Annotated in this window: 21 protein-coding genes; 14 read left to right on the forward strand and 7 right to left on the reverse strand. The window is 51.3% G+C overall.

Translation table 11 applies throughout. The annotated features are described in order from the left end of the window. Window position 1 precedes the first annotated feature (1 nt). Genes AACZ64_RS04525 through AACZ64_RS04535 form a run of 3 tightly spaced genes read right to left on the reverse strand, consistent with a single transcriptional unit; the run spans window position 2 to window position 1,744 of the window. Window positions 2–673 carry a TIGR04211 family SH3 domain-containing protein gene (locus tag AACZ64_RS04525; protein WP_272993052.1) on the reverse strand — a complete coding sequence of 224 codons (672 nt, stop codon included), beginning with the start codon at window positions 671–673 and terminating at the stop codon, window positions 2–4. A 26-nt stretch (window positions 674–699) separates the two neighbouring features. Then, window positions 700–999 carry a YciI family protein gene (locus AACZ64_RS04530; RefSeq protein ID WP_272993050.1) on the reverse strand — a complete coding sequence of 100 codons (300 nt, stop codon included), beginning with the start codon at window positions 997–999 and terminating at the stop codon, window positions 700–702. A gap of 4 nt (window positions 1,000–1,003) precedes the next feature. Beyond that, on the reverse strand, window positions 1,004–1,744 hold the full coding sequence (locus tag AACZ64_RS04535; RefSeq protein WP_293614696.1) for a VC0807 family protein: 741 nt from the start codon (window positions 1,742–1,744) through the stop codon (window positions 1,004–1,006). A 206-nt stretch (window positions 1,745–1,950) separates the two neighbouring features. Here AACZ64_RS04535 and AACZ64_RS04540 point away from each other — a divergent pair, with 206 nt between their 5' ends. The 12 genes from AACZ64_RS04540 to AACZ64_RS04595 all read left to right on the forward strand — a co-directional run bounded on the left by AACZ64_RS04540 (window position 1,951) and on the right by AACZ64_RS04595 (window position 18,560). Continuing rightward, the gene (locus AACZ64_RS04540) at window positions 1,951–3,765 is read left to right on the forward strand and encodes a thiamine pyrophosphate-binding protein (RefSeq protein WP_293614697.1); all 1,815 of its coding nucleotides are present in this window, start codon (window positions 1,951–1,953) and stop codon (window positions 3,763–3,765) included. A gap of 5 nt (window positions 3,766–3,770) precedes the next feature. Continuing rightward, window positions 3,771–4,586, forward strand: a complete 816-nt coding sequence (locus tag AACZ64_RS04545) for a hypothetical protein (protein WP_293614698.1) — start codon at window positions 3,771–3,773, stop codon at window positions 4,584–4,586. Window positions 4,587–4,588: 2 nt separating this feature from the next. Next, window positions 4,589–5,389 (forward strand): hypothetical protein, encoded by an 801-nt coding sequence (locus tag AACZ64_RS04550; protein WP_293614699.1) that lies wholly within the window; start codon window positions 4,589–4,591, stop codon window positions 5,387–5,389. 3 nt (window positions 5,390–5,392) lie between these two features. After that, the gene (locus AACZ64_RS04555) at window positions 5,393–7,531 is read left to right on the forward strand and encodes a TonB-dependent receptor (RefSeq protein WP_293614700.1); all 2,139 of its coding nucleotides are present in this window, start codon (window positions 5,393–5,395) and stop codon (window positions 7,529–7,531) included. A gap of 36 nt (window positions 7,532–7,567) precedes the next feature. Then, entirely contained in the window at window positions 7,568–8,512 is a 945-nt protein-coding gene (locus tag AACZ64_RS04560; protein ID WP_293614701.1) for an ABC transporter substrate binding protein, read from the forward strand. A gap of 40 nt (window positions 8,513–8,552) precedes the next feature. Then, entirely contained in the window at window positions 8,553–12,986 is a 4,434-nt protein-coding gene (locus AACZ64_RS04565) for an EAL domain-containing protein (protein WP_339639733.1), read from the forward strand. 126 nt (window positions 12,987–13,112) lie between these two features. Next, window positions 13,113–13,736 (forward strand): L-threonylcarbamoyladenylate synthase, encoded by a 624-nt coding sequence (locus AACZ64_RS04570; RefSeq protein ID WP_272981040.1) that lies wholly within the window; start codon window positions 13,113–13,115, stop codon window positions 13,734–13,736. Between the two features lie 100 nt (window positions 13,737–13,836). After that, a complete protein-coding gene (locus tag AACZ64_RS04575; protein WP_339639734.1) occupies window positions 13,837–14,679 on the forward strand; it encodes a ScpA family protein in 843 nt (280 codons plus the stop codon). 23 nt (window positions 14,680–14,702) lie between these two features. Then, a complete protein-coding gene (gene scpB, locus AACZ64_RS04580) occupies window positions 14,703–15,401 on the forward strand; it encodes an SMC-Scp complex subunit ScpB (protein WP_339639735.1) in 699 nt (232 codons plus the stop codon). Beyond that, window positions 15,401–16,228 carry a 23S rRNA pseudouridine(2605) synthase RluB gene (gene rluB / locus AACZ64_RS04585; protein ID WP_272981036.1) on the forward strand — a complete coding sequence of 276 codons (828 nt, stop codon included), beginning with the start codon at window positions 15,401–15,403 and terminating at the stop codon, window positions 16,226–16,228. The genes scpB and rluB overlap by 1 nt, the downstream gene beginning before the upstream one ends. A 35-nt stretch (window positions 16,229–16,263) precedes the next feature. Continuing rightward, complete coding sequence (locus tag AACZ64_RS04590) at window positions 16,264–17,280, forward strand: NAD-dependent epimerase/dehydratase family protein (RefSeq protein WP_339639736.1); 1,017 nt, start codon at window positions 16,264–16,266, stop codon at window positions 17,278–17,280. 5 nt (window positions 17,281–17,285) lie between these two features. Further along, window positions 17,286–18,560: an acyltransferase gene (locus AACZ64_RS04595; protein ID WP_293614708.1), complete on the forward strand. Its 1,275-nt coding sequence runs from the start codon at window positions 17,286–17,288 to the stop codon at window positions 18,558–18,560. A 10-nt stretch (window positions 18,561–18,570) separates the two neighbouring features. Here the strand turns inward: AACZ64_RS04595 and AACZ64_RS04600 are convergent, their stop codons facing one another. The 4 genes from AACZ64_RS04600 to AACZ64_RS04615 are packed head-to-tail and all read right to left on the reverse strand — an operon-like array spanning window position 18,571 to window position 22,084. Beyond that, window positions 18,571–19,317: a YciK family oxidoreductase gene (locus AACZ64_RS04600; protein ID WP_293614709.1), complete on the reverse strand. Its 747-nt coding sequence runs from the start codon at window positions 19,315–19,317 to the stop codon at window positions 18,571–18,573. Continuing rightward, window positions 19,286–19,993 (reverse strand): HAD-IA family hydrolase, encoded by a 708-nt coding sequence (locus AACZ64_RS04605; protein ID WP_293614710.1) that lies wholly within the window; start codon window positions 19,991–19,993, stop codon window positions 19,286–19,288. The genes AACZ64_RS04600 and AACZ64_RS04605 overlap by 32 nt, the downstream gene beginning before the upstream one ends. A 16-nt stretch (window positions 19,994–20,009) precedes the next feature. Beyond that, entirely contained in the window at window positions 20,010–20,717 is a 708-nt protein-coding gene (gene ubiG, locus AACZ64_RS04610) for a bifunctional 2-polyprenyl-6-hydroxyphenol methylase/3-demethylubiquinol 3-O-methyltransferase UbiG (protein WP_272981032.1), read from the reverse strand. 41 nt (window positions 20,718–20,758) lie between these two features. Beyond that, the gene (locus AACZ64_RS04615) at window positions 20,759–22,084 is read right to left on the reverse strand and encodes a TRZ/ATZ family hydrolase (RefSeq protein WP_293614711.1); all 1,326 of its coding nucleotides are present in this window, start codon (window positions 22,082–22,084) and stop codon (window positions 20,759–20,761) included. Between the two features lie 176 nt (window positions 22,085–22,260). Between AACZ64_RS04615 and gyrA the strand changes: the two genes are divergently transcribed. Further along, the gene (gyrA, locus tag AACZ64_RS04620) at window positions 22,261–24,819 is read left to right on the forward strand and encodes a DNA gyrase subunit A (protein ID WP_272993022.1); all 2,559 of its coding nucleotides are present in this window, start codon (window positions 22,261–22,263) and stop codon (window positions 24,817–24,819) included. Between the two features lie 12 nt (window positions 24,820–24,831). Further along, on the forward strand, window positions 24,832–25,917 hold the full coding sequence (gene pheA / locus AACZ64_RS04625) for a prephenate dehydratase (protein WP_272993019.1): 1,086 nt from the start codon (window positions 24,832–24,834) through the stop codon (window positions 25,915–25,917). Window positions 25,918–25,927 lie beyond the last annotated feature (10 nt).

Below are 25,927 nucleotides of genomic sequence, written 5' to 3' on the forward strand. Positions count from 1 at the left end.
TTTATCCCCACTCCGAGAATCGTTTGCGTCTTTTTAACCTGGGCAGGATGACGGTTAGCATTGATCCCATAAGCACTGCGAGGGCGCCATATAGGAACCAGGTGTTTCTTTCGCTACTCTCCAGTTGATGATTGGTTGCTTTCAACACATCGATTTCGTTTTGCAATATCCCGTTGCGCTCCAGCAGCTCCTGGTTCTGTGCATTCATCGAAATGGCATTGGCAGACATTTTTTTGATAGACGATAGTTCGCTGCTCACTTCATCATTCGTCTCTTTCAGGTGATCAAGTTCGGACAGCGATTGGGCGTTTTCTTCCTCCAGTTGCGCTAACCTCTCTGTCAATTGCCGAACTTTTTTTTCGGCGGCAGACAGCTGGGTTTTCATACGTTCGACCAGGTCGCGTGCAACAGGTTCTTTTTGCAGATACTGCGATGGCATCCAGCCATCAAGTCCACTTGCGGTGGTGACATGTGTCCAGCCCTCACTGTTGGTTTCCACCAGTGTCATCCCGGTGCCGCTTTTAATGCCACGATGCAGGATGGCACATCTCGCGCAGGGTGAAGATCGCAATGGCACTGTATATTCGTCAGAGACATAAATTGTCTCCGCACTGACCGGACTTGCGAGCAGCACTAATACTGCCATTGAAAATAGTCGCATGGCTTTAAGCATAAATATCTCTAATGGCTGTGATGAGTTCAAGGCAGTACCTTTTTAAATGGTTTGACTAAAACGTTGGCATAGACCCCAGCACTGTTGTATGGATCGGCATCGGCCCATTTTGTTGCAGCTTCCAGTGATGCAAATTCTGCCACGATCAGGCTGCCGGAAAAGCCTGCTTCGCCGGGGTTTTCGCTGTCTACAGCAGGGTGAGGTCCGGCAAGCAGTAATCTCCCTTCCATTTTCAGGTCTTCCAATCTCGCCAGGTGGGCAGGTCTGGAAGCCAGTCGCAGTTCCAGGCTGTTTGCTACATCCTGACTGATAATCGCATACCACATGGGCTTACTTCCCCTTTTTGTCGTGGTGGTGGATAACATCTTCAAGGGATAAACCGGTCAACTTGGTAATTCCTCTGAAGAGATAAAACAGTGCTCCCATCAACACCAGCATGGCTGGAAGGGCAATGACCGGAAAACTCAACGCCGTCATTTTGCCCAGTTGATCGTTAAATTCAACTGTACCCGGCTGCGCCGTGATCAGCAGTGTGGCCAGCAGATAATTCAGTAGTGATGAAAGGAAGAAGGATCCGGCTACCATCCAGGAAGCATTGGATAGACATTTCTCGAAGTGCAGACCATTGCCCTTTTCTGTCAGTGCAGCGGCTACACGATCTGTCTGGAGTATTTTGTCATTGTATAGAAACGTTTTTACCAGTGGGTAGGGCGTTTTCAGGGAGACAATAGTGGCCAGTCCGAATATGGCGGGAATAAGCGCTTCTTTTATGGCGATATAAGCCGGGTCCAGCTCAAGAAGACTGATTCCGCCCGTCAAAAAAACACTGACCACCCCCAGTGCAGAGAAGAAATTGATTTTTCTTGCAGCAACAAAGTCTTTTAGTCCGTAGATGACAGGGAACGCCAGCGCCACCACAATAGCGAGTCGGGTGCCAAGGTAGTCGTCACCACTGAGTTTGGTCAGAATTACTGTGGGAATGATGATGTTGAATAGCAGGTTTAGAAGCAGGCTTTCACTTTTGCCGTTATTGGCTTTGGTGTTTTGGGGTGTTCGGGACAGCTCGTTCATTAGCGGGAATCTAAAACAGTCTGTGTGTGGCCCGCCATTGTAAGGTAAGGCGGTCGGTTTATCGACCGGAAGTGACCTTCCGCCAATGCCTTGAGGATGCCGGATAAAGTGGGAGATAAAAAATAGCCAACTTGTTGAATTTTTAATAAAAATAAGGCAATAATGCATAAATCATCGCAATAGATTTAAGAAAAAGTTTTATCTCCTTGATTAAAAAGGAAAAAAATATGGGCGTTCTCGGGATGAGCAAAAAGCCAAAGCAGCAACTGCAAGCGGATGCAGAGTTTGGAGATCTGCTGATAGCCTACCTGGAACAACTGGGGGTGGAATATATATTCGGAGTCCCTGGTGGTGCGATCGAGCCGTTCTACAATGCCCTTGCGCGTAGTGAGAGGCGGGGTGGTCCTCGTGCTGTTATCGCCAGGCATGAAACCGGTGCTGCCTTTATGGCTGACGGGTATGCCCGGAATACCGGTAAACTGGGCGTTTGTTGTGCAACGACCGGGCCCGGCGCTACTAACCTGATTACCGGTGTGGCCTCAGCCTATGAAAACAATATTCCAATGCTGGTGATTACAGCCCAGACGGCACTATCTACATTTGGGCGGGGAGCGTTCCAAGAGTCGTCTTGTACGGGAACAAATACAGTTGGGTTATTTGAATATTGCACTCGTTACAACACCTTGGTTTCTCATGCCGGGCAGTTCGAGGCTAAGTTGGTGTCAGCAATCATGACAGCCCTCCAGTCTCCCGGGGGGCCCGTCCACTTGAGTGTGCCCCTCGATATTATGCGAGACAAGGTTGCAGGCAAAAACCCCACTTATAATCTTCTTAACTTGTTGAATAAGCCATCACTGGTTGACGATGTCGCAGTTAAGCACCTCTACGAGGAGTTGATTAACGCTCGCAATCCTGTTTTTCTTATTGGTGATGAGGCCAGTGAAGCAATAGGGACTATCCTTAGTCTCGCGGTAGATCTTGGCGCTAGGATTCTAGTGACCCCCCACGGCAAGGGCTTGGTTAGTCCTTACCATCCTTTGTTTCGTGGGGTGATTGGTTTTGCTGGCCACCAAAGTGCCCGCGATGTGCTGTCAGACCCGTCAGTTGATCTGCTAGTTGCCATAGGTGCAACACTCGGAGAGTGGGCTAGCGATGGCTGGGATACGAAGTCTTTGCTGACTACAAAAATGATTCATGTTGAGTCTGTAGAAGAAAATTTTATCAGAACGCCAATGGCTAAATTGCACGTTAGAGGACGTTTATCAACCATCTTTGATCAGTTAGTTGAAAAGTTAGTGGGTGAGCATAGGCATAAAATTTATGCTGTAGGAGATAACAAGGCAGCTACTGAGACTCCCCATGGAGAGTTGACGCTCCACTTTACTATGGACGATCCGGAATCCTATTGTTCTGATGCCACTCCAATTAAACCGCAGCGGTTGATGCGAGAACTACCTAAAATCTTTCCTCCAAACACCCGTTATCTTGCTGATTCTGGCGGAGCCTTTACGTGGGCTACGCACTATTTACATCCTTATGATAGGAGGATTGCAGGTAAGCGAAATGGGCGTGGTGGGTTATTTCGGGCGTCACTTGAGTTTGCATCAATGGGCTGGGCGATCGGTAGCTCGGTAGGTACGGCGCTAGCGGAAAAGGGTAGCACTGTTGTTTGTATAACAGGTGACGGGAGTATGTTAATGAGTGGCCAGGAAATAACTGTGGCCTCTCAGGAAAACCTGCCGGTAGTTTTTGTGATATTGAATGATAGTTGTTATGGAATGGTCAGGCATGGTCAGCAGCTTACTGGTGCTGAACCTATAGGCTATGAGTTGCCAGTTATCGACTTCTCCGCTTTCGCTCGGTCTATGGGAATTGTGAGTCATGTAATACATTCACCAGATGATTTACTGGCTCTGGACATTGATGCTATTTGTAATCGAAAAGGACCTACCTTACTCGACATCCGAATTGATCCCGATGAAGCACCGCCTATGGGTATGCGAACTAAAGCGTTGAAGTAGCCATTATGACGACAAAGCAGCAAGAACAAATTACCACCAAAATCTGGCGTGAAGTGCCCGAGGATGACAACCCGTTTGCGGCAGCTACCTGCTATTTCGCCGGCTTTGACGTGTTCGGGGATGTATTGCGCAATGCCAGCTACATTGATTATCTGTATCTGCTTTTCAAGCACGAGCCGCCCACAGCCGAAGCGGCAAAGCTACTGGAAGGTCTGGCACTTGCTTTAGCCAATCCGGGTCTGCGTGATCACAGTGTTCGTGCAGCGATGTGTGCTGCTGTGGGAGGGTCTACCCGGGCATCGGCACTGATTGCTTCAATTTCAGTGGGCGCTGGAAGTCTTGGCGGTGGCAGGGAGGTGTACACAGCGGTCAACTACTGGCAGATTTGTGGTACTGATCTTGCTGCCTGGGAAGCGATCATTAAATCCCCCCCACAGGAAGAGCGGGTTGATGTCTGGATGCCGGTGGAACATGCCCCGGGTTTTGATCCCAACGGGGTCAGCTGCCCTAAACCTGTCAGGCAAACCCTGGCGTATCTTGCTGAAATAAGTGAAGGGAATAGCCTCGCCTGGCTGATGCAGCATCGTGAAAAACTTGAAGCTATTGCGGGTGCCCCTTTGGCGATGTCCGGTGTCGCGGCTGCCGCAATGAATGATTTGTCCCTTACCGCTGAAGAATCGGAAATTCTTTTTATGCTGCTTCGGTTGCCCGGTGCAGCAGTACACGCACTTGAGCAGGAAAAACTGGGATGGCGTCGATATCCTTTTTTTGGCGATGGCCTGAAACTTATGCCTTACGAGCAAGTGAGCGATGAGGATTGAGCATGCCGGATGACCTGCAAAAGTACGAAGATAATTGGGAAACATCCATGGGTGCGTGGTTCCCGGGAGAAAAAGTTACATTAAGAGGCAAGGATGTTTTAGCGGAGTTAAGAAATTACCGTTGGCATCAATATCTCCTCTACGGCGTTACTGGAAAAAAGTCTGAGCGCATAGCCCGTTTATTTGAGGGTATTTGGCTCATCAGTTGTAGTTTCCCCGATCCACGTTTATGGAACAATAGAGTAGCTGCACTGGCCGCTACAGCCCGATCTACAGGAGTGCTGGCATCATCGGGGGCACTTGCTGTTACAGAAGCCACAATATATGGATTAAAACCAATAAAAGGGGCTATGGATTTTCTCTATCGCACGATGGCTAAAATTAAGAGCGGTCAAGTGCTTGAAGATGTTGTTCGAGAAGAATTAAAAAAATACAGGAATGTGTATGGATATGGGCGACCCATCACTGACCGAGATGAGCGAGTTGCGCCCTTAATGGAATTTGCTCACTCACTTGATGCCGGGCATGGTGAGTATACTCAGTTGGCATTTAAGGTTGATGAATATTTGTCATCTTCCCGCTATGGATACACCATCAATATTTCTGGGGTAGCCGCTGCTCTTATGGCGGACGAAGGTTATTCTCCAGACGATCATTATCATCTGGCAACTCTAGCTTTTACTGCGGGTGTGATTCCCTGCTTTATCGATGCCAGCAAGAAACCAGAGGGTGCTTTTTTTCCGTTGCGAACATCTCGCATCAATTATGAAGGCACAGAAGAATTGAGAGTCTGGGGTAAATAAACAATGAAAAAAATGATATTTGCGCCATTCCTGGTAATGGCTTCGTTAACAATTATTGCTGATAAGTCGGTGGCTGACTCCGATCTGGAGCTGATGTCCCTCTATGGCGGTGAGGAGTTCATCAGTATTGCCACCGGTGTTACCCAACCTATTGCCAAGGCGCCGGCTGTTGCTTCGGTAGTCACTGCGGAGGAAATAGAAAAAATTGGTGCACGGGATATTGACGATGTGCTGGAGACAATTCCTGGATTACACGTAGCCAGAGACATAACAGGTTATAACCCGATCTACACTTTCCGTGGTATTTATGCAGGATTTAACCCTCAGGTTTTAATGCTGATTAACGGGATACCGATAACAAATTTGTTTAATGGGGACAGAAATGTTGTCTGGGGTGGGATGCCAGTCCAGTCGATATCGCGTATCGAGGTGATCAGAGGGCCGGGGTCCGCCCTGTATGGTGCGGATGCTTTTGCCGGTGTCATCAATATTGTCACCCACGAGGCCAATGGGGAAGAGCATTTTGAGGCCGGAGCCCGGTACGGTACGTTTAATACCAAGGACTTCTGGGTCAGTAAAGGTGGCTCGGTAGGTGATCTGAAATTTTATGGCATCCTGGAGGGCCAAAAAACCGATGGTTTTAATGAAAAAATAAAAGCGGACGCTCAATCCCTCTGGGATATGTTCAGTGGAACCAATGCCTCATTGGCACCGGGTTCTGTGAACACCCAGCGCGAAAACTATGATGCCCGATTGGAATTGGTCTATAAAAACCTGACGTTACGTGGTGGGCTCCAATCCAGGAATAATGCAGGTGATGGCGTTGGTACAGCACAGGCGCTGGCAGAAAATAATCGGCTTTCCAGCCAAAGATTCAACACTGATCTGACCTATGACAATAAAGCGATAATCAAGGATCTCTCTTTAAAGGTGCAAGCCAGCTACCTGCACACCACCCAGGAAGTGGAGGGCGATCTGGTGCTTTACCCGGCGGGATCAACCGGGCCGTTTTTTGATGAATTTGGGGTGCCGATTTTTCCGGGTGGCTTTCCGGACGGTGTGATTGGTAGCCCGGAAGTCTATGAGCGTCACTCCAGACTGAATATATCCAGTTTTTATACGGGAATAGATAAACACGAGGTTGGTTTTGGCACGGGTTATTACTACGGTGACCTTTACAAGGTAAAAGAGTCAAAAAACTTTGGTATCAATCCGTCTACCGGCTTCCCCATTATGCCTGGGGACCCGGTGGTGGATGTGAGCGACACACCCTTTGTTTTCCTCGAAGAAGATGAGCGCGAAAACAGCTACTTCTTTTTGCAGGATATCTGGCAGTTTGCAAACGATTGGGAGCTTACCGCAGGCGTTCGCTATGATCACTACTCGGATTTCGGTGATACGGTAAATCCGCGTTTCGCACTGGTCTGGTCCACCACCAGGAAACTGACCACCAAGCTTATTTATGGTGAAGCCTTCAGAGCACCGTCCTTCGCGCAAACGCGAGCAATCAATAATCCACTTTTTAGTGGTAATTCAGCGCTGGACCCCGAAGAATTGAAAAGTTACGAAATTGCCTTTGACTATCGTCCGAATTACGATCTGATACTCAACGTCAATGCGTTTTATTATGAATGGGACGATATTATTCAGTTTGTCTCCGACCCCGGTGGCAGTACCAGCACGGCCCAAAACGCGGGTGAGCAAACCGGTCACGGTATGGAATTTGAGGCACGCTGGAATGCAACGGAGCGCCTCAAACTGATTGGCAATTTCGCCTGGCAGAAATCTAAAGACAGAAATCTCGATACAGACGCTGCAAACTCACCGGAAAAACAACTGTATGCTCAGATGGACTGGCAGTTTGCCGAGCATTGGAATCTGAACCTGCAGGCGAACTGGGTCATGGATCGAAATCGTGCAGGGGGGGATGCCCGTTCCGATATTGATAATTATGCCCTGGTCGATGTGACATTGCGTCGCAAGTCCCTGTGGAGTGGGATAGATGTAGCGCTGATTGTCAAAAACCTTTTTGATGAAGATGCCCGTGAGCCCAGCCCAAATTCCGATTTCGGGGCTTTTATACCCGACGACCTACCATTGGCGGGTCAGACTATCATGGCTGAAATACGTTATAACTATTAGGGAATGCTGCAGTCGGTCATTCGACAGGATCCAAGGATGAAACAACTATTTCTTAACTCTTCTGTATTTGCCAGCCGCTCGTTTTTTACAGCGGTTATGCTGTTTTTGATGCTATTTTTATCGGGTTTGAGTAGCCATACAGTCAGTGCTGAGCTGCTCGTTCTCTATCCGGAGATTCGCGCTCCGTTTTCAAAAATTTTTGAAGATATTTCAGCCGGCGCGCAAGAGGAATTCCGGGGGCGAACAACGCTCGTTTCTCTGGACGAAAATGAGGTCGCCTTACCCATTGTTAAGGCTAATCGTCCCGATGTCATATTGGCTCTGGGCCAGAGAAGTGTGTTGAGCCTGGAATTGGAAAAAAATCAGGTGCCCGTCGTGTTGGGGGCTGTAAATGATCCACGATATCCGTTTCCGGGAATTTTGATGATTCCCGATTCAAAGGTTATTCTGGAGAAACTGATTATGTTGTCTCCCGCCGTCAAGCGGGTTCATGTGGTAAAAAAAACCCCGGGAGAAGATATTCAACTGCGTGGAGCCAGTGAGTTTCTGGCCAGTCAGGGGAAGGAGTTGATCATTCATCAGGGGGCAGATATCAGAGAGGCCGCCGCTATCTATGCGGAATTGACGAAGCATGCTAGCTCGGGTGATGCCGTCTGGATTTTGCAGGGTGGCTCTTTTGTGAATAGCGCCATTTTATCGATGTTGCTGGATGTGGCATGGAAAAAAAATCTGGTGGTGTTTTCCTCGAATCCACTACACGTGAAGCATGGCGCTCTGTTTGCCGTTTACCCGGATAACCGAAAGATGGGTGCAAGCCTCGCCAACCTCGCGAATAGAATACTCACCAGTGATGTCGATCAGACGATGAGCCCGCTTCAGGATGTACTGCTGGCAGTTAATGAGCGGACAGGAAATCACTTGGGGCTCTCTCTTTCTTCCAAGCTCAGGGACGAAGTCAATCTATTGTTGCCGGCCAGGTAACTATTGAACCATGGGGCTCTCCAGAAACAAAACCACCAATATGAAATTCAGGCACCAGCTGGCCTTGATTTTTGTGGTTGGTATTCTGGTGATGGCACTGATCACTTCTCTCGCAGTCAGCAACATTTCAAGTAAGATCTTTCGTGATGGCCAACTGCAACAGGGCTTTCAGGTAATAGAGTCGCTTGCCAGACAGGGTGAACTGTCGCTCCTTTATCAGAGTCGTGAGAGCGCCAAGGATCTGGTGGATAATGCGCTTAACTTCCCCGGCGTCAAAGCGGTAACCGTGATGCTGGATACGGGTGAGGTTCTCTATGCTGGCGGTGATGAGGCGCTGCAGTCAGGCGTTCACTCAGATGAAGTCAGTCTCATTCACGAGGATGATAATCATTGGGTGTTCAATGCTCCCGTTCTTGCCGGGAAAACCGAGGATGCCCTCTGGGAAGAGTATTCTGATGACGGTAAATCCGAGAGGGAGACGCTGGGCTATATCTCGGTTGTTGTTGGCAAGGATGCTTTGATTTTGATGGAACAAAGTATTCTGCAGAGCAACCTATTCATTTCCATGATTATTGCTGTGATTCTGCTGTTGTTGCTGTTGGGCATTTCCCGTCGCCTGACCAATCCTCTGGAAAAGCTTTCGATAACCATGAAGCGCGCTGAAGAAGGTGATTCTGTGATTCGCGCAGATCTGGGCGGCCCCGCCGATATTACCGATATGCAGCATGCTTTCAATTCCATGATGGAGGCCCTGGAAAGTCGACAACAGGAGTTGGTAAGAGCCATGTCTGCGGCGCTGGAGTCCGCCCGTATCAAAGGAGAATTTGCGGCCAATGTGACGCATGAACTGCGCACTCCGATGAACGCAGTCCTGGGCATGCTGGATCTGTTGATGACCATGGGGTTGAGCCCGAAGCAGCTCGAGTATGTGGAAACAGCAAAAACCTCTGGTGAAGGCCTGTTGGAATTGATCGATGAAATTCTTACTTTCTCGGAAATTGATACCCATAACCTGACCATTGAGAAGGAAGACTGCTACCTTTACGAGCTTCTGGATGAAGTGACGGGTCTGCTGGCAAATCAGGCGCTAAAGAAGAAAATCGATCTGGGGTACCTGGCTGGTGAGCAGGTGCCGTCTGTCATTCATGGCGACGCGTCGAGGATTCGACAGGTGCTGATTAACCTGTTGGGCAATGCGATCAAATTTACCGATATCGGGGAGGTCGCAGTCTATGTGACGGTTATTGAGAATGCTGATAACGCTCCCCCTGAACAGATTATGTTGCAATTTGAGGTTCGCGACTCCGGTATCGGGATTACGGTTGAAGACCAGAACCGTATTTTTGAGGCTTTTACCCAGGTGGATTCATCCAGCACAAAGCAATACGAAGGAACTGGCCTCGGTTTGGCGATCAGCAGACAAATTGTTGAACTCATGGGCGGGCATATCAGAGTGTCCAGTGAGCAGGGCAATGGAAGCTCGTTCTGGTTCACCTTGCCGACGGAAATAAGAGGCGCTCAAAATACCGGGATGACTACAGCTACCACCCTTTCTGGTAAGAGGGCTTTGCTGGTCGATAATAGTCCCATCGTGCGCGACTTTGGTGTGCAACAACTGGATAGGTTGGGAATTCGTTGCGATGCAACCGACTCGGGGTTCAAAGCACTGGAGCTCATCCGCAAAATGTCCGCAGATGATGAAGAGCTGGATATTCTCCTGATTGATGAAGATATGCCGGGTCTGAAGGGACCTGATTTTCTCAAGCTGGTCAAGGAAGAGCCTTCCCTGAAAGATACCTTGATAGCTGTTCTCAATAATCCCTGGGTAACGGGTGGCCTGGAAAAGATGGCTGGCATGGCGCGTCTCAACAAACCCTTGAGAACCACCGAAATCAAAGGTTGCCTGGAACAGTTATTCCTGGGTGTCGCCGAGCCTGATGAGAAAAAAACAACCTCTAAAACGATCAACAAACTGTATAGCCGACAGCGAAAAATTCTGGTGGTGGATGACAATCGTCCCAATCAAAAAGTGGCGATCGCCATGCTTGAGCGTATGGGGTGCCAGTGCGAGCTGGTCGATACGGGCAAGGGTGCTGTAGAGGCAGTCATTCGCAATCGCTTTGATGCGGTTTTGATGGATTGTTACATGCCGGTCATGAATGGTTACGATGCGACCAGGCAGATCAGGATGTACGAAGGCGGCCATGATAACAGCTCCGGTATTCCTATTATCGCGATGACTGCCAACAATACCCAATTGGAAGTGGATCGTTGCATGGACGCGGGTATGGACGATTTTTTGTCAAAACCTCTGCGTATTGATGACCTGGAAAAAATGCTCCTGAAATGGGTGCCGCCAGACGAAGATGAATCCACCGGTAACGAGGTGGATGACGACCTCTTTTCTGTTCGTGGTGTGGATATCTCCGGCTTCAGTTATGACCCGCTGGTTATTCAGGAGTTAAAAGCAAGCGTTGGGGAGGTAATCGTTTCAATGATTGAAGCGTTCCTTGAAGACACGCCTGTGTATCTTCAGTCGCTAAAACATGCCATTACAGAGAACGATGGCCGCCAAGTGAGAGAGCTCGCGCACACGGTGAAGGGCAGTGCGTCCAACTTTGGTGCCCGGCGTGTCACAGAACTGGCCAAAACGATTGAAGAAAAAGGTGCGATTGACGATCTCGCTGGTGTCGATAGTCTGTTCGAACAACTTAAAGGAGCCTTTGCCACTCTCAGCAAGGATCTTCAAGAATTCATACCCGACTCGGACGATGCTGACAAAGTCCGCAAAAAGAGCTATCACATTCTGGTAGTTGATGATGATCGTTCCATGCGACTGGCGTTAAAGAACGTTTTCAAAAATGAGGATTATGTGATTGAGGAGGCGGGCAATGGCATGCAGGCGATTTCCATGTGTCAACGTGATATGCCCGACCTGGTCTTGATGGATGCCATGATGCCCGAGGTGGATGGGTTCACTGCCTGTGAGCGAATCCGTCAACTGCCTAAGGGCGCTAATACGCCGGTATTGATGATTACGGCACTGGATAATGAAGAAGCCATCGTCAAGGCTTTCGCTGCCGGCGCTTCTGACTATATCCCAAAACCCATCCATTTTGCTGTGCTCAAACAGCGCGTATCGCGACTGATTCATGCGAATAAGGTAGAGAAGCATGTCAGGCAATTGGCCTATCACGACCCGTTGACCGGTTTGCCCAACAGAACCAATCTGATGCAACAGCTCCGGGTGATGGTCAATCGTGCACAGATTGAGGAAAAAATGGTTGCTATCATGTTCCTCGACCTTGATCGGTTCAAAATGATCAACGATACCCTGGGCCACGATGCCGGTGACCTATTGTTAAAAGCCGTATCGGAGAGGATACAGCGCTGCGTAAGGAACCAGGATTTTGTGGCTCGGCTCGGTGGCGATGAGTTTACTGTGGTCCTTGAAGGCGTGACGGATCGGGATATCGTTTCCAAAATTGCGGGCAAAATCTGCGATGCATTGGGCCAGCCATTTGTTTTTTTACAGCAAAAAATGTTTGTCACCACCAGTATTGGCATTTCCGTTTTTCCCGATGATGGGCAGGATGTTGGCTCGTTGATGAAGCATGCCGACTCAGCGATGTTTCGTGCCAAGGAGCATCGCAATGGTTACTGTTTCTACGTCGAGGGCATGGAGGACGAAATGGCGCGTCGTATGGAAGTCGAGCGTGAACTTCGCCACGCTGCTGATTTTGATGAGCTGATACTCTACTATCAGCCCCAGATAGATACTGCGACAGGAGAGATGATCGGGGCCGAAGCACTTATTCGGTGGCAGCATCCCAAGCATGGTCTGCTGTCTCCCGATACATTTATCCCTCTCGCGGAGGAATCTGGACTGATCAATAAAATCAGTGACTGGGTTCTCGACAATGCCTGTAGACAGCTCAAAATCTGGCGTGACAATGGCAGCCAGATAAAGATGGCTGTGAATCTCTCCAGCAAGGATATTCAGCTGGAGGATTTCCGTCAGAAAATAAGTAATCTAATCGATAAATACGAGATCAGCCCGCAATCTCTGGAGTTGGAAATTACTGAAAGTACGCTGATGGAAAATCCCGAAGCATTAGAGTCTGATTTGAATGCGCTTCGAAAAATGGGTCTGACGCTGGCTATTGATGATTTTGGTAGTGGTTTTTCGTCACTCAATTATCTCAAGCGGCTGCCGGTCGATGTGCTAAAAATTGACCGCATGTTTATCCGGGATATCGATCGGGACGAAAACGACAAGGCAATTGTCAGCGGGGTGGTGGCATTGGCCAAGAGTATGGGGCTGAATACGGTTGCTGAGGGTGTGGAAACAGAAGAGCAGTACCATCTTCTTCAGCAACTGGGCTGTGATACCTGCCAGGGCTATTATTTTGGCAAGCCTGTTTTGGCGGCAGATTTTGAGAAGGCTTTTCTTCGCCCCGCTTTTGATGCATGAATGTGATTGATGGTTCTTGTGGTTGACCTGCCTGTGTAGTGGCCGCTTCAATCAGAAATACTTTTTCTGCCTTTATTGACGGGCAAATGTGTAATAATCTGCGCGGAAATTTACCGATGTTTGCCAATGAGTCAGTTTTTCACTATTCACCCTGAAAACCCCCAGCTGCGACTGATTCGTCAGGCTGTGGAAATTGTCCGTGCCGGTGGTGTTATTGTCTATCCCACCGATTCCGCGTATGCCCTCGGTTGCCAGATTGGCGACAAAAAGGCGCTGGACCGAATCCGTCAGATACGCCAGTTGGATAAACATCACAACTTTACCCTGATGTGTCGTGATCTTTCCGAGCTGTCGGCTTACGCCAAGGTGGACAATCAGGTGTTTCGTCTGTTGAAGACGTATACACCCGGGCCTTATACATTCATTCTCGATGCGACTGCAGAAGTGCCCCGTCGGCTTATGCACCCGAAGCGGAAAACAATTGGACTTCGGGTCCCGGGCAACCCGATCGCACTGGCGCTACTTGAGGAGCTGGGTGAACCCCTGATGAGTGTCACACTGATTATGCCGACGGATGAATACCCGTTGACGGATCCCTATGATATTCGTGATACCCTCGAGCATCATGTGGATCTGATCGTTGACGGGGGGTATTGTGGTCTTGAGGCGACTACCGTGGTTGACCTCTCCGGTGAGGTACCTCAGATTACCCGCCAGGGGGTTGGTCGGTTTGAAGACGTTATTGGCTGACCGTAATATCCTCGCTCAGAGGTTATGATTGCCAGCCATCGTATAATGCTCGGGTCCAGTACTTGGCCCCCACGCCATCTGCCTATAGTGATTTATGGTTATGACAGCCACTCCGGAAGGAGAGACAACGCAAGTGGATCCGGTTTCCGAGATATTGCCTCACCCTTTGCAGGGGGAAATGCCTTTTGCTGTCGTGTTGGGGCGTCAGATTACCGAGATACCCAAGGATCTGTACATTCCACCCGAAGCATTGGAGGTCTTTCTCGAGGCATTTGAGGGGCCCCTGGATCTGTTGCTTTACATGATTCGGCGACAGAACCTGGATATTCTCGAAATCAACGTTGCGGAGATTACCCGGCAGTACATGGTTTACATCGAGATGATGCAATCCATGCAACTGGAACTGGCCGCCGAATACCTGTTGATGGCCGCGATGCTGGCCGAGATTAAATCTCGTATGCTATTGCCCCGTCAGGTGGCTGAAGAGTATGAAGAGGACCCCCGGGCCGAGTTGATCCGCAGACTTCAGGAATACGAACGCTTTAAACAGGCCTCCGAAGACATTGATGACCTGCCGCGCCTCGGTCGCGATGTGTTTATAGCCACGGCAAAAGCACCAGATTCTCGGCAGGTGCGGGCCGAGCCGGACGTTGCCATGAAAGAGCTGCTACTGGTCCTTGCTGATGTGCTGCGTCGTGCGCAGATGTTCGAGAGCCACAAGGTGCAACTGGAACGTTTGTCCACCCGGGAGCGGATGTCCCAGGTGCTGGAGGCCCTGAAGGGTAAGCAGTTTCTGCCATTTGTCAGCCTGTTCACGTTGGCAGAGGGTCGCAGCGGTGTGGTAGTCACTTTTTTGGCGCTGATGGAATTGATCAAAGAGTCTCTCATTGAAATTGTACAGAGCGAACCTTATGGACCGATTCATGTTAAGGCTCGCTCCTAGCTCGGTTAACAGGCGTCATCACGATGGAAAATGATCAGTTAAAAAAAATCGTAGAAGGTGCTTTGCTGGCCGCTGGGCGATCACTGGATATTGGTCATCTGCAACAGCTGTTCGATATCGATCAGGTGCCGGAAAAGGATCAGCTGCTGGCGGTCATTGACGATATCGATGCAGAGTGCAGTGATCGTGGATTTGAGTTGCAGCGTACCGGCAGTGGCTACAGGATTCAGGTTCGGCAGGAACTGTCCCCCTGGATCAATCGCCTCTGGGAAGAAAAACCCAAAAAATACTCCCGTGCATTATTGGAAACCCTGGCGCTGATTGCCTATCGCCAGCCACTGACCCGGGGCGATATTGAAGAAGTTCGGGGTGTGTCCGTCAGTTCGGAGATTATCAAAACGCTTTTGGAGCGTGAGTGGATCAGAGCCGTCGGCCACCGCGATGTGCCGGGGCGACCTGCCCTGTATGCAACAACGCGCGAATTTCTCGATTATTTCAGCCTGAGCAGTCTCGACCAATTACCGCCACTGAATGACATTCGCGATATTGATGATATCAATCCCTCATTGACACTTGATATGTCGGCACGGAAGCAGAGTGATAAGGAGGTCGGTGATGTTTCGGTGGCAACTGCTGAAACAGAGGATACCGGGGTTGGATCCGGTCCAGAGGATAATGAGAATACTGAAATCAACCCACCTTCCAGCAATTGGCAACACTGATGTCTGAGAAACTACAAAAAGTACTGGCTGCTGCTGGCTATGGCTCACGCCGTGAACTTGAGCAATGGATCACCGATGGGCGTGTGGAAGTGAACGGAAAGCCGGCGAAGTTGGGTGATCGGGTTACCGCAGAAGACGCCATAAACGTCGACGGCAAACGCATCAAATTAGCTGCTGCTGACCGGAAAATTCGCGTGTTGCTTTATAACAAGCCGGAGGGCGAAGTCTGTACCCGGTCCGATCCCGAAGGCCGTAAAACCGTATTTGATCACCTGCCCAGATTGACGGGCGAGCGCTGGGTCGTGGTGGGCCGACTGGACATCAATACCACGGGTCTGTTGTTGTTTACCAATAATGGAGAGCTGGCGAATCGTCTGATGCATCCCTCCTACCAGGTGGATCGTGAATATCTGGTGCGCGTGCATGGTGCTGTTGACGATGCCATGATCAAACGCCTGCGTGAGGGTGTGTTGCTCGAAGATGGTCCGGCCAAATTCAGCGATGTGGTGCCCGGGGAGCGGGTGGGCAGCAACGGCTGGTATACCGTAGCGCTAATGGAGGGCCGTAACCGCGAGGTACGGCGTCTGTGGGAGTCGCAGGGCGTTGAAGTCAACCGCCTGAAACGCGTCCGGTTCGGGCCAATTTTTATGCCCTCCTACGTGCGGATGGGGCAGTGGATAGAACTTGATGACCGTGCGCTGTCAGACCTGTTGGCTGCGACCAATATGCCCGCCAGCAAAAAACAGCGTAAACAATTGCCAGAGGACAAACAGCGCTGGGAGCGCCAGATGAAACGACTGCGTTCCAAGGGGCCATCGTCCCGATAATTCGGACCAGCTGTGGGGTGACAGGGAGTGGTGTGTTGACAAAACGAGCATTTGTAACCGGCGCCACCGGGTTTGTGGGGGGCGCCCTTGTTCGTCGTCTGGTTTCTGATGGGTGGGAGCTGGTGGTGCTGGTTCGCGAGCAGAGTCAGTATGCACCTCTGAAAAAGCTGGGGGCAACTGTGGTTTTCGGTGACCTCTGCCAGCCGGAATCCCTGTCTGAGTTATTAAAAGGCTGCTCCGTCGTTTTTCATTGTGCCGCGCTGACAGGCGTTGAACACCGGATTGATGATTTTCATCAGGTTATCGCCGAGGGCACAAGTAATCTCCTGCAGGCAGCCGATTCGGCCGGGGTTGAGCGTTTTGTGTATGTCAGCAGCATTCTGGTTTATGAGCTGACAGAAAACGTCACACGGTATACGGAATCGATGTCATTGCTCACTTCCAGTATGGACCCCTATGGTCGGGCTAAAATTGCTGCGGAATCGGCATGCCTTGAGGCCCGCCAGGCTGGCATGTTTCAGGTGAGTATTTTGAGGCCGGTCTTTGTCTATGGACCCGGGGATCGATCGGGTGGCTTTCTGCCCACACTGCTGTCAATGCTCAAAACAGGCAGGTTCCGTTTGGTTGACGGAGGTCGTAGTCAGATTCCCATGATATATATCACTGATCTGGTGGACCTGTTGATACTTGCCGCAGAGCACCCCCTAGCCGATGGCCAGATATACAATGCCTGTTCCGCAGCCTCACCCCAATGGCATGAACTGACCACGATATTATGTGAAGAAATGCAGCTGGCTATACCCGGCAACGTCAATGGCCGTCTGGTCGGGCTGCTGGCCGGTGCAGCTGAAAACCTGGCAAAAATCGGACTTCTGGGTAAATTGCCCATCAGCAAGGCGGCGGCAAAATTATTATCCCAGGATGTCCGGTTTCCCACTGACAAAGCGGAGCAACAGCTGGGCTACCAATCCCGGGTTGCCTATCGGCAGGGGATTGTTGACTGTATGCCCATGCTTCGTGAATTTCTGAATTCCAGCGCAGGTAGTGAGTAAAAAACGTGTCAAATTCTGAAGACCCTTTCGCCCTCCGTAAAAACCTCGGCCTTCTGCTGAGCCCGCTGCCCGGCCAAATGAGGCCCGTGGATGGGTTGCGTGCTATCTCCATCCTGCTTGTACTGGCTATTCACTGTGTCTGGATACTGGCTGTTTTTGATGAGGGTGCGGCCCGGTTTTTTTATCAGGCACCGTTCTGGCTGAACTGGGTCTTCAATGGTGAGCTGGGTGTTGATGTTTTCTTTGTGATCAGCGGCTTTCTGATTTCATCGATCCTGATGAGTGAGTATCAGTCTTCCGGCAATATCCGCTTCGGTCATTTCTACAAACGCCGATTCATGCGGTTGATGCCAGCTTATCTGCTTGCCATGGGGTTTGGTCTGTTGCTGTTGCCCAACAAGGAATACATCTGGAGCAACCTTCTCTACATCAATAATTTATTGCCTGCGTCCACTCACTTTATGCCATGGACCTGGTCTCTGGCGATTGAAGAGCAGTTCTATTTTCTGTTCCCGCTCCTGTTGCTCTGGCTTCTGCGTCGCCGCAGTGTCGGGTTTTTAGCGGTTGTGATGACGGTTGCAGTTGTTGCGTCGCTGTTAATTCGTTATCTGGTGATCAAGTATCACCAGTTGCCACTGCCCATCTGTTGGTATGAAAACGCCTGCGAAGGTTTTTTTGATGTGATTGATCATATTTATGTGAAGCCATGGACGCGTTTTGGCAGTTTTCTGCCCGGGATTTTCGCCGCTTATTTCCACGTCTACCACCCGGAGGCGTTACGGAATTGTTTCCGGAGGAATGGGCCACTCATCGCCTGGCTATCCTTCTTCTCGCTGCTTGTCGTGGCGCTGGTGTTATCGATCCCTGTCAATAATCAATTGGTGTCGTTTCCTTCATCACTGGGCACTTTTTACTACATGAGCTTCAGACACCTATTTACTATTGCCATCGGCTTTCTTCTGATCAGTAGTCTTTACTGTGAGTATGGCTTTTGTGGTTGGCTGGCCCGGGGGCTTTCCGCCCGCTGGTTATACCCAATAGGTCAGTTGGCTTACTCGACGTATCTGTTTCACCCTTTTGTGATTGGTGCGCTCTATGGCGCGCTTTTCCAGCTGGCGGCTGAATTGCCCACCCTTCAGAAAATTGCCATAGCAACACTCGTGGGCGTCCCCCTCAGTCTATTGATCGCCACCGCGGTGTATCTGTTCGTAGAACGACCCTTTATGAACATGCGCGGTGGGCGCCGGCGAGAAGTCCCGGTGATGCCGGTCAGTAGTTAGGAGGGAAAGTTTACTGCGCATCCAGAGATTGGCCGGTTATCCCTTCGCTGGCGCTGCCCATAAGGTAAAGGTAGGTGGGCATAATGGCTGCCGGGGTTGTTACTGTCGCAGGGTCTTCCGCCGGAAATGCCGTTGCCCGCATGCGAGTGCGGGTGGCCCCGGGATTGATGCAGTTCACCCTGATGTTGCTGGTACCCTCAAGTTCATGGGCCAGTACCTGTGACAAGCCTTCAATGGCAAACTTCGAGACCGCATAAGCGCCCCAATAGGGCTTGCCCACTTTGCCGACACCGGAGCTGGTGAAGATAATCGAAGCGCTATCTGATTTTTCCAACAGGGGCAGGAGTGCTTTGGTCATGAGAAATTCAGCGGTTACGTTTACCTGCATGACTTTTTGCCAGCTGGCCAGGGTGTAATTGGCGATGGGGGTGCGCTGCCCCAATTTGCCGGCATTGTGCAGCAGACCGTCCAGTTGGCCGAATACCTCTTCCAGACGATCGTGCATGTCACGATAATCTTTCTCTACCGCACCATCCAGAGAGATTGGATAAATACCTGGTTGCGCGCCGCCAGCCTTTTCGATCTGGTCGTATACTTCTTCAAGCTTGGGGACTGTGCGGCCGATGAGGATGACGGTGGCGCCATGGGCCGCAAAGGTTCTGGCGGCCTCTGCACCAATGCCGTCGCCTGCGCCAGTGACAGCGATAACCCTGCCGTCCAGCAGGTTATCGGGTGCTTGATACTGCATGTGATTCATGGGGTTTCCTCTCAAAAATCAAGGGTGCTAACTGATGGGCATCATCGACAGTATAGGTGGCTCCCCAGCTGCCTGGATCTTCGCTCTCGTCCAGATAGCCGTAGGCGGCGGCGATAGTAGCTGTGCCGGCGCGTATCCCTGCTTCGATGTCCCTGAGGTGATCACCAATAAAAACGGCGGCCTCTGGAACAATAGCCAATTCCTGCAATGCAAGCAGGACGGATTCCGGGTCTGGCTTGGTGCGGGTGACATGATCCGGGCAAATGATGGTGCTTGGCGAGGACGTTAGCTGGAGTCGCTCCAGGAGGGCCAGGGTATACCGTTCCGGTTTGTTGGTCACAATTCCCCAGGGGATCTGATATTCAGACAGTTCGGCCAGGAGCTCAGCAATGCCCGGAAAGGGTCGGGTCTGTTCTGCCAAGTTATCCATGTACAGCGACAGCAACTCTTGACGTAGTGGCTCAAAATCCGGATGACTGTTGTGTAATGAAAAAGTCTTGCTGATGATCCCCGCCGAGCCGTGAGTCACCATTTTTCGAATGTCGTCCTCGTTCAGCAGGGGCATGCCCCTGCCGCCCAACAACCGGTTGGTGCAGGTCAGAAAATCCGGTGCAGTATCCAGCAGGGTGCCGTCAAGATCAAACAGGACAGCCTGAAATTTTGGTTGTTTGGCCATTAAGCTGGATATTCCATCAGGTGGGTTTTCGCACGCAGATCATGTAATTGACGTCCACATCGCGATCGGTCATCCGGTAGCGACGGGTCAGCGGGTTGTAGACCATCCCTGTCATGGCTTGCAGTTCCAGTCCGCATTCCCTGACCCACTGACAGAGTTCCGAGGGGCGAATAAACTTGCCGTAGTCGTGGGTGCCCCTCGGCAGAAGACGCAGTAGGTATTCCGCGCCGATAATGGCAAATAGATAGGCTTTGGGGTTGCGGTTAATTGTAGAAAAGTACAGATAGCCACCCGGTTTTACCAGTCGTGCGCAGGCAGCTATGACGGACAACGGGTCTGGCACGTGTTCCAGCATTTCCAGGCAGGTGACAATATCAAATTGCTCGGGATGTTGTGTGGCCATATCCTCCGCAGTGCTGTGCAGATAGTTTACGGCAACACCGCTTTCTAGCCCGTGCAGTTGGGCGACCGCCAGTGGTGCTTCGCCCATGTCGATGCCGGTAACATCGGCGCCACGATGAACCATGGCTTCAGCCAGGATTCCTCCTCCGCAGCCCACATCCAGTAATTTCTGCTCTGCCACCGGTGAGTAACTGTCGATCCAGTTAACCCGCAGCGGATTGATGTCGTGCAGGGGCTTGAATTCACTTTCCCGGTCCCACCAGCGGCTGGCAAGGGCTTCAAATTTGGCGATTTCAGCACGATCAATATTGGGCGATGGCATGTTGGATCCCCAGTTGGACATGTGGCGAATTTAAAGGTGCTTCAGCTTTTGCCGGTAAACTTGCGTTGCCACTGCTTGGCCTTGATCATGACTTCCTGTTCGTTAATGGTCTGTAGTTGCCGTTCCAGCATCAAGGCTCGACCATTGACCCACAGATGGCTGACGCGACTTCCCGAGTTGGTGTAAACCAGTTGAGACGCTGGATTATACAGCGGTTCAGTTTCGATTGTCCCAACCTCTATCGCTACCAGGTCTGCTGCTTTGCCCGCTTCGATACTGCCAATGCGATCCCCCCAGCCCAACGCTCTGGCCCCATTGATAGTAGCCATTTGCAGGGCAGTGTGTGCATCGGCGGCACCGGGATCGCCGGAAACGGCCTTGGCGACGATCGCTGCTGTGCGCATTTCGCCAAACATATCCAGATCGTTATTGCTTGCGGCACCGTCAGTGCCCAGTGCTACATTGATCCCTCGCTCCTGGAGCTGCGCCAGCGGACAGAATCCGCTGGCCATTTTCAGATTGGACTCTGGGCAGTGAACAACATGGGCGCTGAAACTGGCAATGGTTTCCAGATCGCTCTCATCCAATGCTGTCATGTGTACGCACTGGGTAAGGGGTGAAAAGAACTCCAGGGACTTGAGTCGTTGAATCGGCCTCACCCCATACTGCCCCAGGCTGTCCGAAACTTCGCCTGCAGTTTCATGTAGATGAATCTGTACACAGGTGTCCAGCTCCTGGGCGTAAGTGGCTATCTTGCGGAGTGGCTCATCGGAGAGGGTGTAGGGTGCATGGGGGCCAAAGGCAATACGTGTAAGCTCACGTCCTTTGTAGTCATCCCGCAACTGCAGTCCCTTGTGAATATACTCATCGGGGCCGCGTCCCCAGGGAGAGGGGAAGTCGAAAATTGGAAAGGCGATTTGGCTGCGAATACCGGCATGGCTGGCAACCCTGGCAGCGCTTTCAGGAAAGAAATACATGTCAGAAAAACAGCTGGTACCGCTGCGAATCATTTCCGCAACCGCGAGTTCAGTGCCGTCCTGAACAAAGCCGTCACTGACCCAGTGCATTTCGATGGGCCAGATATGCTCTTCCAGCCAGGTTTTCAGCGGGTAGTCGTCAGCGTAGCCACGCAGCAATGTCATGGCTGCATGACCGTGGGCGTTGACCAGTCCCGGCATCAGAATATGATTCGGCAGCGACACATGTTCACGAGCGCAGTATCTTCGCTCCGCCTCAATGAAAGGCAGCAAAGCGAGAATGTCGCCATCGCGGATAGCCACACAGCAGTCTTCGTAAACCTGACCCTCCGGGATGATCGGGATAATCCAGCGCGCTGAAATCAACAGATCTATGGGTTCAGGCGTCATGATGGGCCATTCCTTGAATAGGTAGCAGGTCGCGCAGTATACCCGCAGAAAAAAGATCATTAAACAAAGGCATACAAGGGCGTTTCAAGTGTATTTTGTGGTATGATCCCGCGCTTGTTTTGGCGCCATCAGGCGCCTGAACGTCCAAAACAAGCAGAAAGGGATCGAGCAGCAGTATGGGTGAATTAGCCAGAGAAATCCTGCCCGTCAATATCGAAGACGAATTGCGCCAATCCTACCTCGATTACGCGATGAGCGTCATTGTCGGCAGGGCACTTCCCGATGTTCGCGATGGTCTTAAACCGGTTCACCGGCGAGTGCTCTTTGCCATGAGCGTTCTGAATAACGACTGGAACAAGGCTTACAAGAAGTCTGCCCGGGTTGTGGGTGATGTGATTGGTAAATATCACCCCCACGGAGACTCCGCTGTTTACGACACGATTGTCCGCATGGCCCAGCCATTTTCCCTGCGCTACATGCTGGTGGACGGGCAGGGCAACTTCGGTTCCATCGACGGTGATTCCGCCGCGGCGATGCGTTACACCGAAATCCGCATGGCCAAGATTGCCCACTCACTGCTGGCCGACCTTGAGAAAGAAACCGTCGATTTTGTTGAAAACTACGATGGTACCGAGCTGATTCCCCAGGTGCTGCCGACCCGTGTTCCCAATCTTCTGGTGAACGGATCGTCCGGGATCGCAGTGGGTATGGCTACCAATATTCCGCCGCATAACCTGCGGGAAGTGGTGGCTGGCTGTCTGGCCCTGATCGACAACCCGGATATCACCATTGATGAGTTGATGGTCTTTATTCCCGGACCGGATTTCCCTACGGCGGCCATTATCAATGGTCGCGCCGGCATTATTCAGGCTTACCGCACCGGGAGAGGCCGTATTTATGTGCGGGCCAGAGCGGAAGTGGTGCGCGATGAGAAAACCAGCCGTGAAATAATCATTATTCACGAAATCCCTTATCAGCTGAACAAGGCGCGATTGATTGAGCGCATTGCCGAGCTGGTGAAAGAGAAAAAAATTGAGGGTATTTCAGAATTGCGGGATGAGTCCGATAAGGACGGTCTGCGGGTTGTTATTGAACTGAAAAGAGGGGAGTCGGGCGACGTTGTACTGAATAACCTTTATGCCCAAACCCAGCTGCAGAATGTGTTTGGTATCAATATGGTGGCGTTGGTTGACGAACAGCCCCGCACACTTAATCTCAAGGAAATGCTGGAAGCCTTTGTCCGCCACCGACGTGAAGTGGTGACACGCCGCACGGTTTATCTATTGAGAAAGGCTCGCGAACGGGGTCATTTGCTGGAAGGTTTGGCCGTCGCCATTGCCAACATCGATGCTGTCATCGAAATGATCAAGGGATCTCCGTCTCCCGCCGAAGCCAAAGAACGCCTGATTGCCTGCGGTTGGGATGCCTCGGCAGTCGGCCAGTTTCTGGAGCATACCGGCAGCCACGCCTGCCGCCCCGAAGACCTGGACCCCCAGTTCGGTATACGTGACGGCAAGTATTTCCTGTCTCCGGCCCAGGCCCAGGCCATTCTTGAGTTGCGCCTGCACCGACTGACCGGAATGGAGCACGACAAGCTATTGGGTGAGTACCAGGAGAAACTGGCAGAAATTGCCGAGTATCTGGCGATCCTCGACTCTCACAGTCGTCTCATGGACGTCATTCGGGAGGAATTGCGTGAGGTCAGTGAAGAGTTCGGTGATGATCGCCGCACAGAAATTATCGAATCGCAACATGATCTGACCATTGAGGATCTGATCACCGAAGAGGACCGGGTGGTGACCATCTCCCACGGTGGTTACGCAAAAACCCAGCCCCTCAGTGACTACCAGGCACAGCGTCGGGGCGGTATGGGCAAGTCTGCCACAGCGGTTAAAGATGAAGACTTTGTCGAACATCTGCTGGTGGCAAGTACCCATAGTACGATTCTTTGTTTTACCAGCCGGGGTAAGGTCTTCTGGTTGAAGGTCTATCAGATCCCTCTGGCTGGCCGCAATTCCCGTGGACGACCCATGGTGAACTTGCTGCCCCTCGAAGAAAACGAGCGGATTACCTCCATTCTCCCCGTAGATGAATACGCAGCTGACCGGTTTGTGATCATGGCCACGGCCAATGGCACGATAAAGAAAACATCGCTTGATCAATACTCCCGTCCCCGCAGTGTCGGGTTGCGGGCAGTGGACCTGGTGGAAGGAGATCATCTGGTGGGCACGGCGATTACGGATGGCAATTGCGATGTCATGCTGTTCAGTAGCGAGGGTAAAGCGGTGCGCTTTGCCGAGGCCGATGTGCGCGCTATGGGGCGGGTTTCCAAAGGTGTTCGGGGAATGCGGTTGCCCGCTGGCCATCAGGTGCTGGCTATGGTGATTCCCCAGGAAAACGGTTATGTATTGACGGTTTCCAGGAACGGTTACGGCAAGCAGACAGCCTTGACTGAATTCCCCACCAAGGGTCGAGGTGGCAAGGGCATGATCGCCATGCAGTGCACTGAGCGCAATGGCGCTCTGGTTGGTGCTGTGCAATTGTTTGACGGTGATGAAATTATGCTGATCTCTGATCAGGGCACCATGGTTCGCACCCATGTGGGTGAAATATCCGTGCTGGGTCGCAATACCCAAGGGGTTCGTGTCATCCGTCTCAAAGAGAATGAGGCACTGGTGGGTATGGCAAGGATAGAGGAACAGGAGCCGTTGCTTGATGAAGAGATGGAATCCTAACGGAGAGGCGGTATGGCAGAAGAAAACAAGCTCAGCCGGCTTCGTGAGCAAATCGATGCAATAGATGACCAGATCCTCGCCCTGATCAGTGAGCGCGCCAGTTGCGCCCAGCAGGTGGCTGAGGTCAAACGTACCGAGGGTGAGGATTCATTCTACCGCCCAGAGCGGGAGGCCCAGGTACTTCGCCATGTCATGATGAAAAATCAGGGACCGCTGGACAACGAAGAAATGGCCAGACTGTTCCGGGAAATCATGTCTGCTTGTCTAGCGCTTGAACAGCCGGTAAAAGTTGCCTTTTTAGGTCCTGAGGGTACTTTTACCCAGGAAGCTGCGCTCAAGCATTTTGGTCATTCAGCGCTGGCCGTGCCTTTCGGCGCAATCGATGAAGTCTTTCGGGAAGTTGCTGCTGGCGCAGTGAATTATGGTGTAGTGCCCGTGGAAAACTCCACGGAAGGCATGATTAATCACACACTGGACACTTTTCTTGACTCCACCCTGAAGATTTGTGGTGAAGTAGAGCTGCGAATTCACCACCACCTGCTGATCGGACCTAACACACATCCCGACCGGATTACCCGGATCTACTCCCACGCACAGTCGTTGGCCCAGTGTCGCCAGTGGCTTGATGCCCACTACCCAAAAGTTGAGCGTGTTGCGGTTAGTAGTAATGCAGATGCGGCCAAACGTGTCATTGGCGAATGGAACAGCGCTGCAATTGCCGGTGATATGGCTGCTGAGCTCTATAATTTGCAGAAGTTATCAGAAAAAATTGAAGACCGTCCAGATAACTCCACCCGATTTCTTATTATTGGTCGGGATGCTATTCCGCCCAGTGGTGACGACAAGACCTCTATCATCGCAGCTGTTCGCAATGAGCCGGGTGCTTTGCATCATCTGCTGGAGCCTTTCCACCGTCAGGGTGTAGATTTGACACGGGTGGAAACGCGGCCTTCACGGACCGGTAAGTGGACCTATGTGTTCTTTATTGATTTTGAAGGTCACTGTGACAATCCCGAAGTGGCCGAAGTGCTCAGGGAATTGGCTTCTTTCGTTGCCGACCTCAGAGTGCTCGGCTCCTATCCAAAAGCCGTCTTGTAACCAGCCGTCG

The organism is uncultured Porticoccus sp., assembly GCF_963975625.1.
Taxonomy (GTDB): Bacteria; Pseudomonadota; Gammaproteobacteria; order Pseudomonadales; family Porticoccaceae; genus Porticoccus.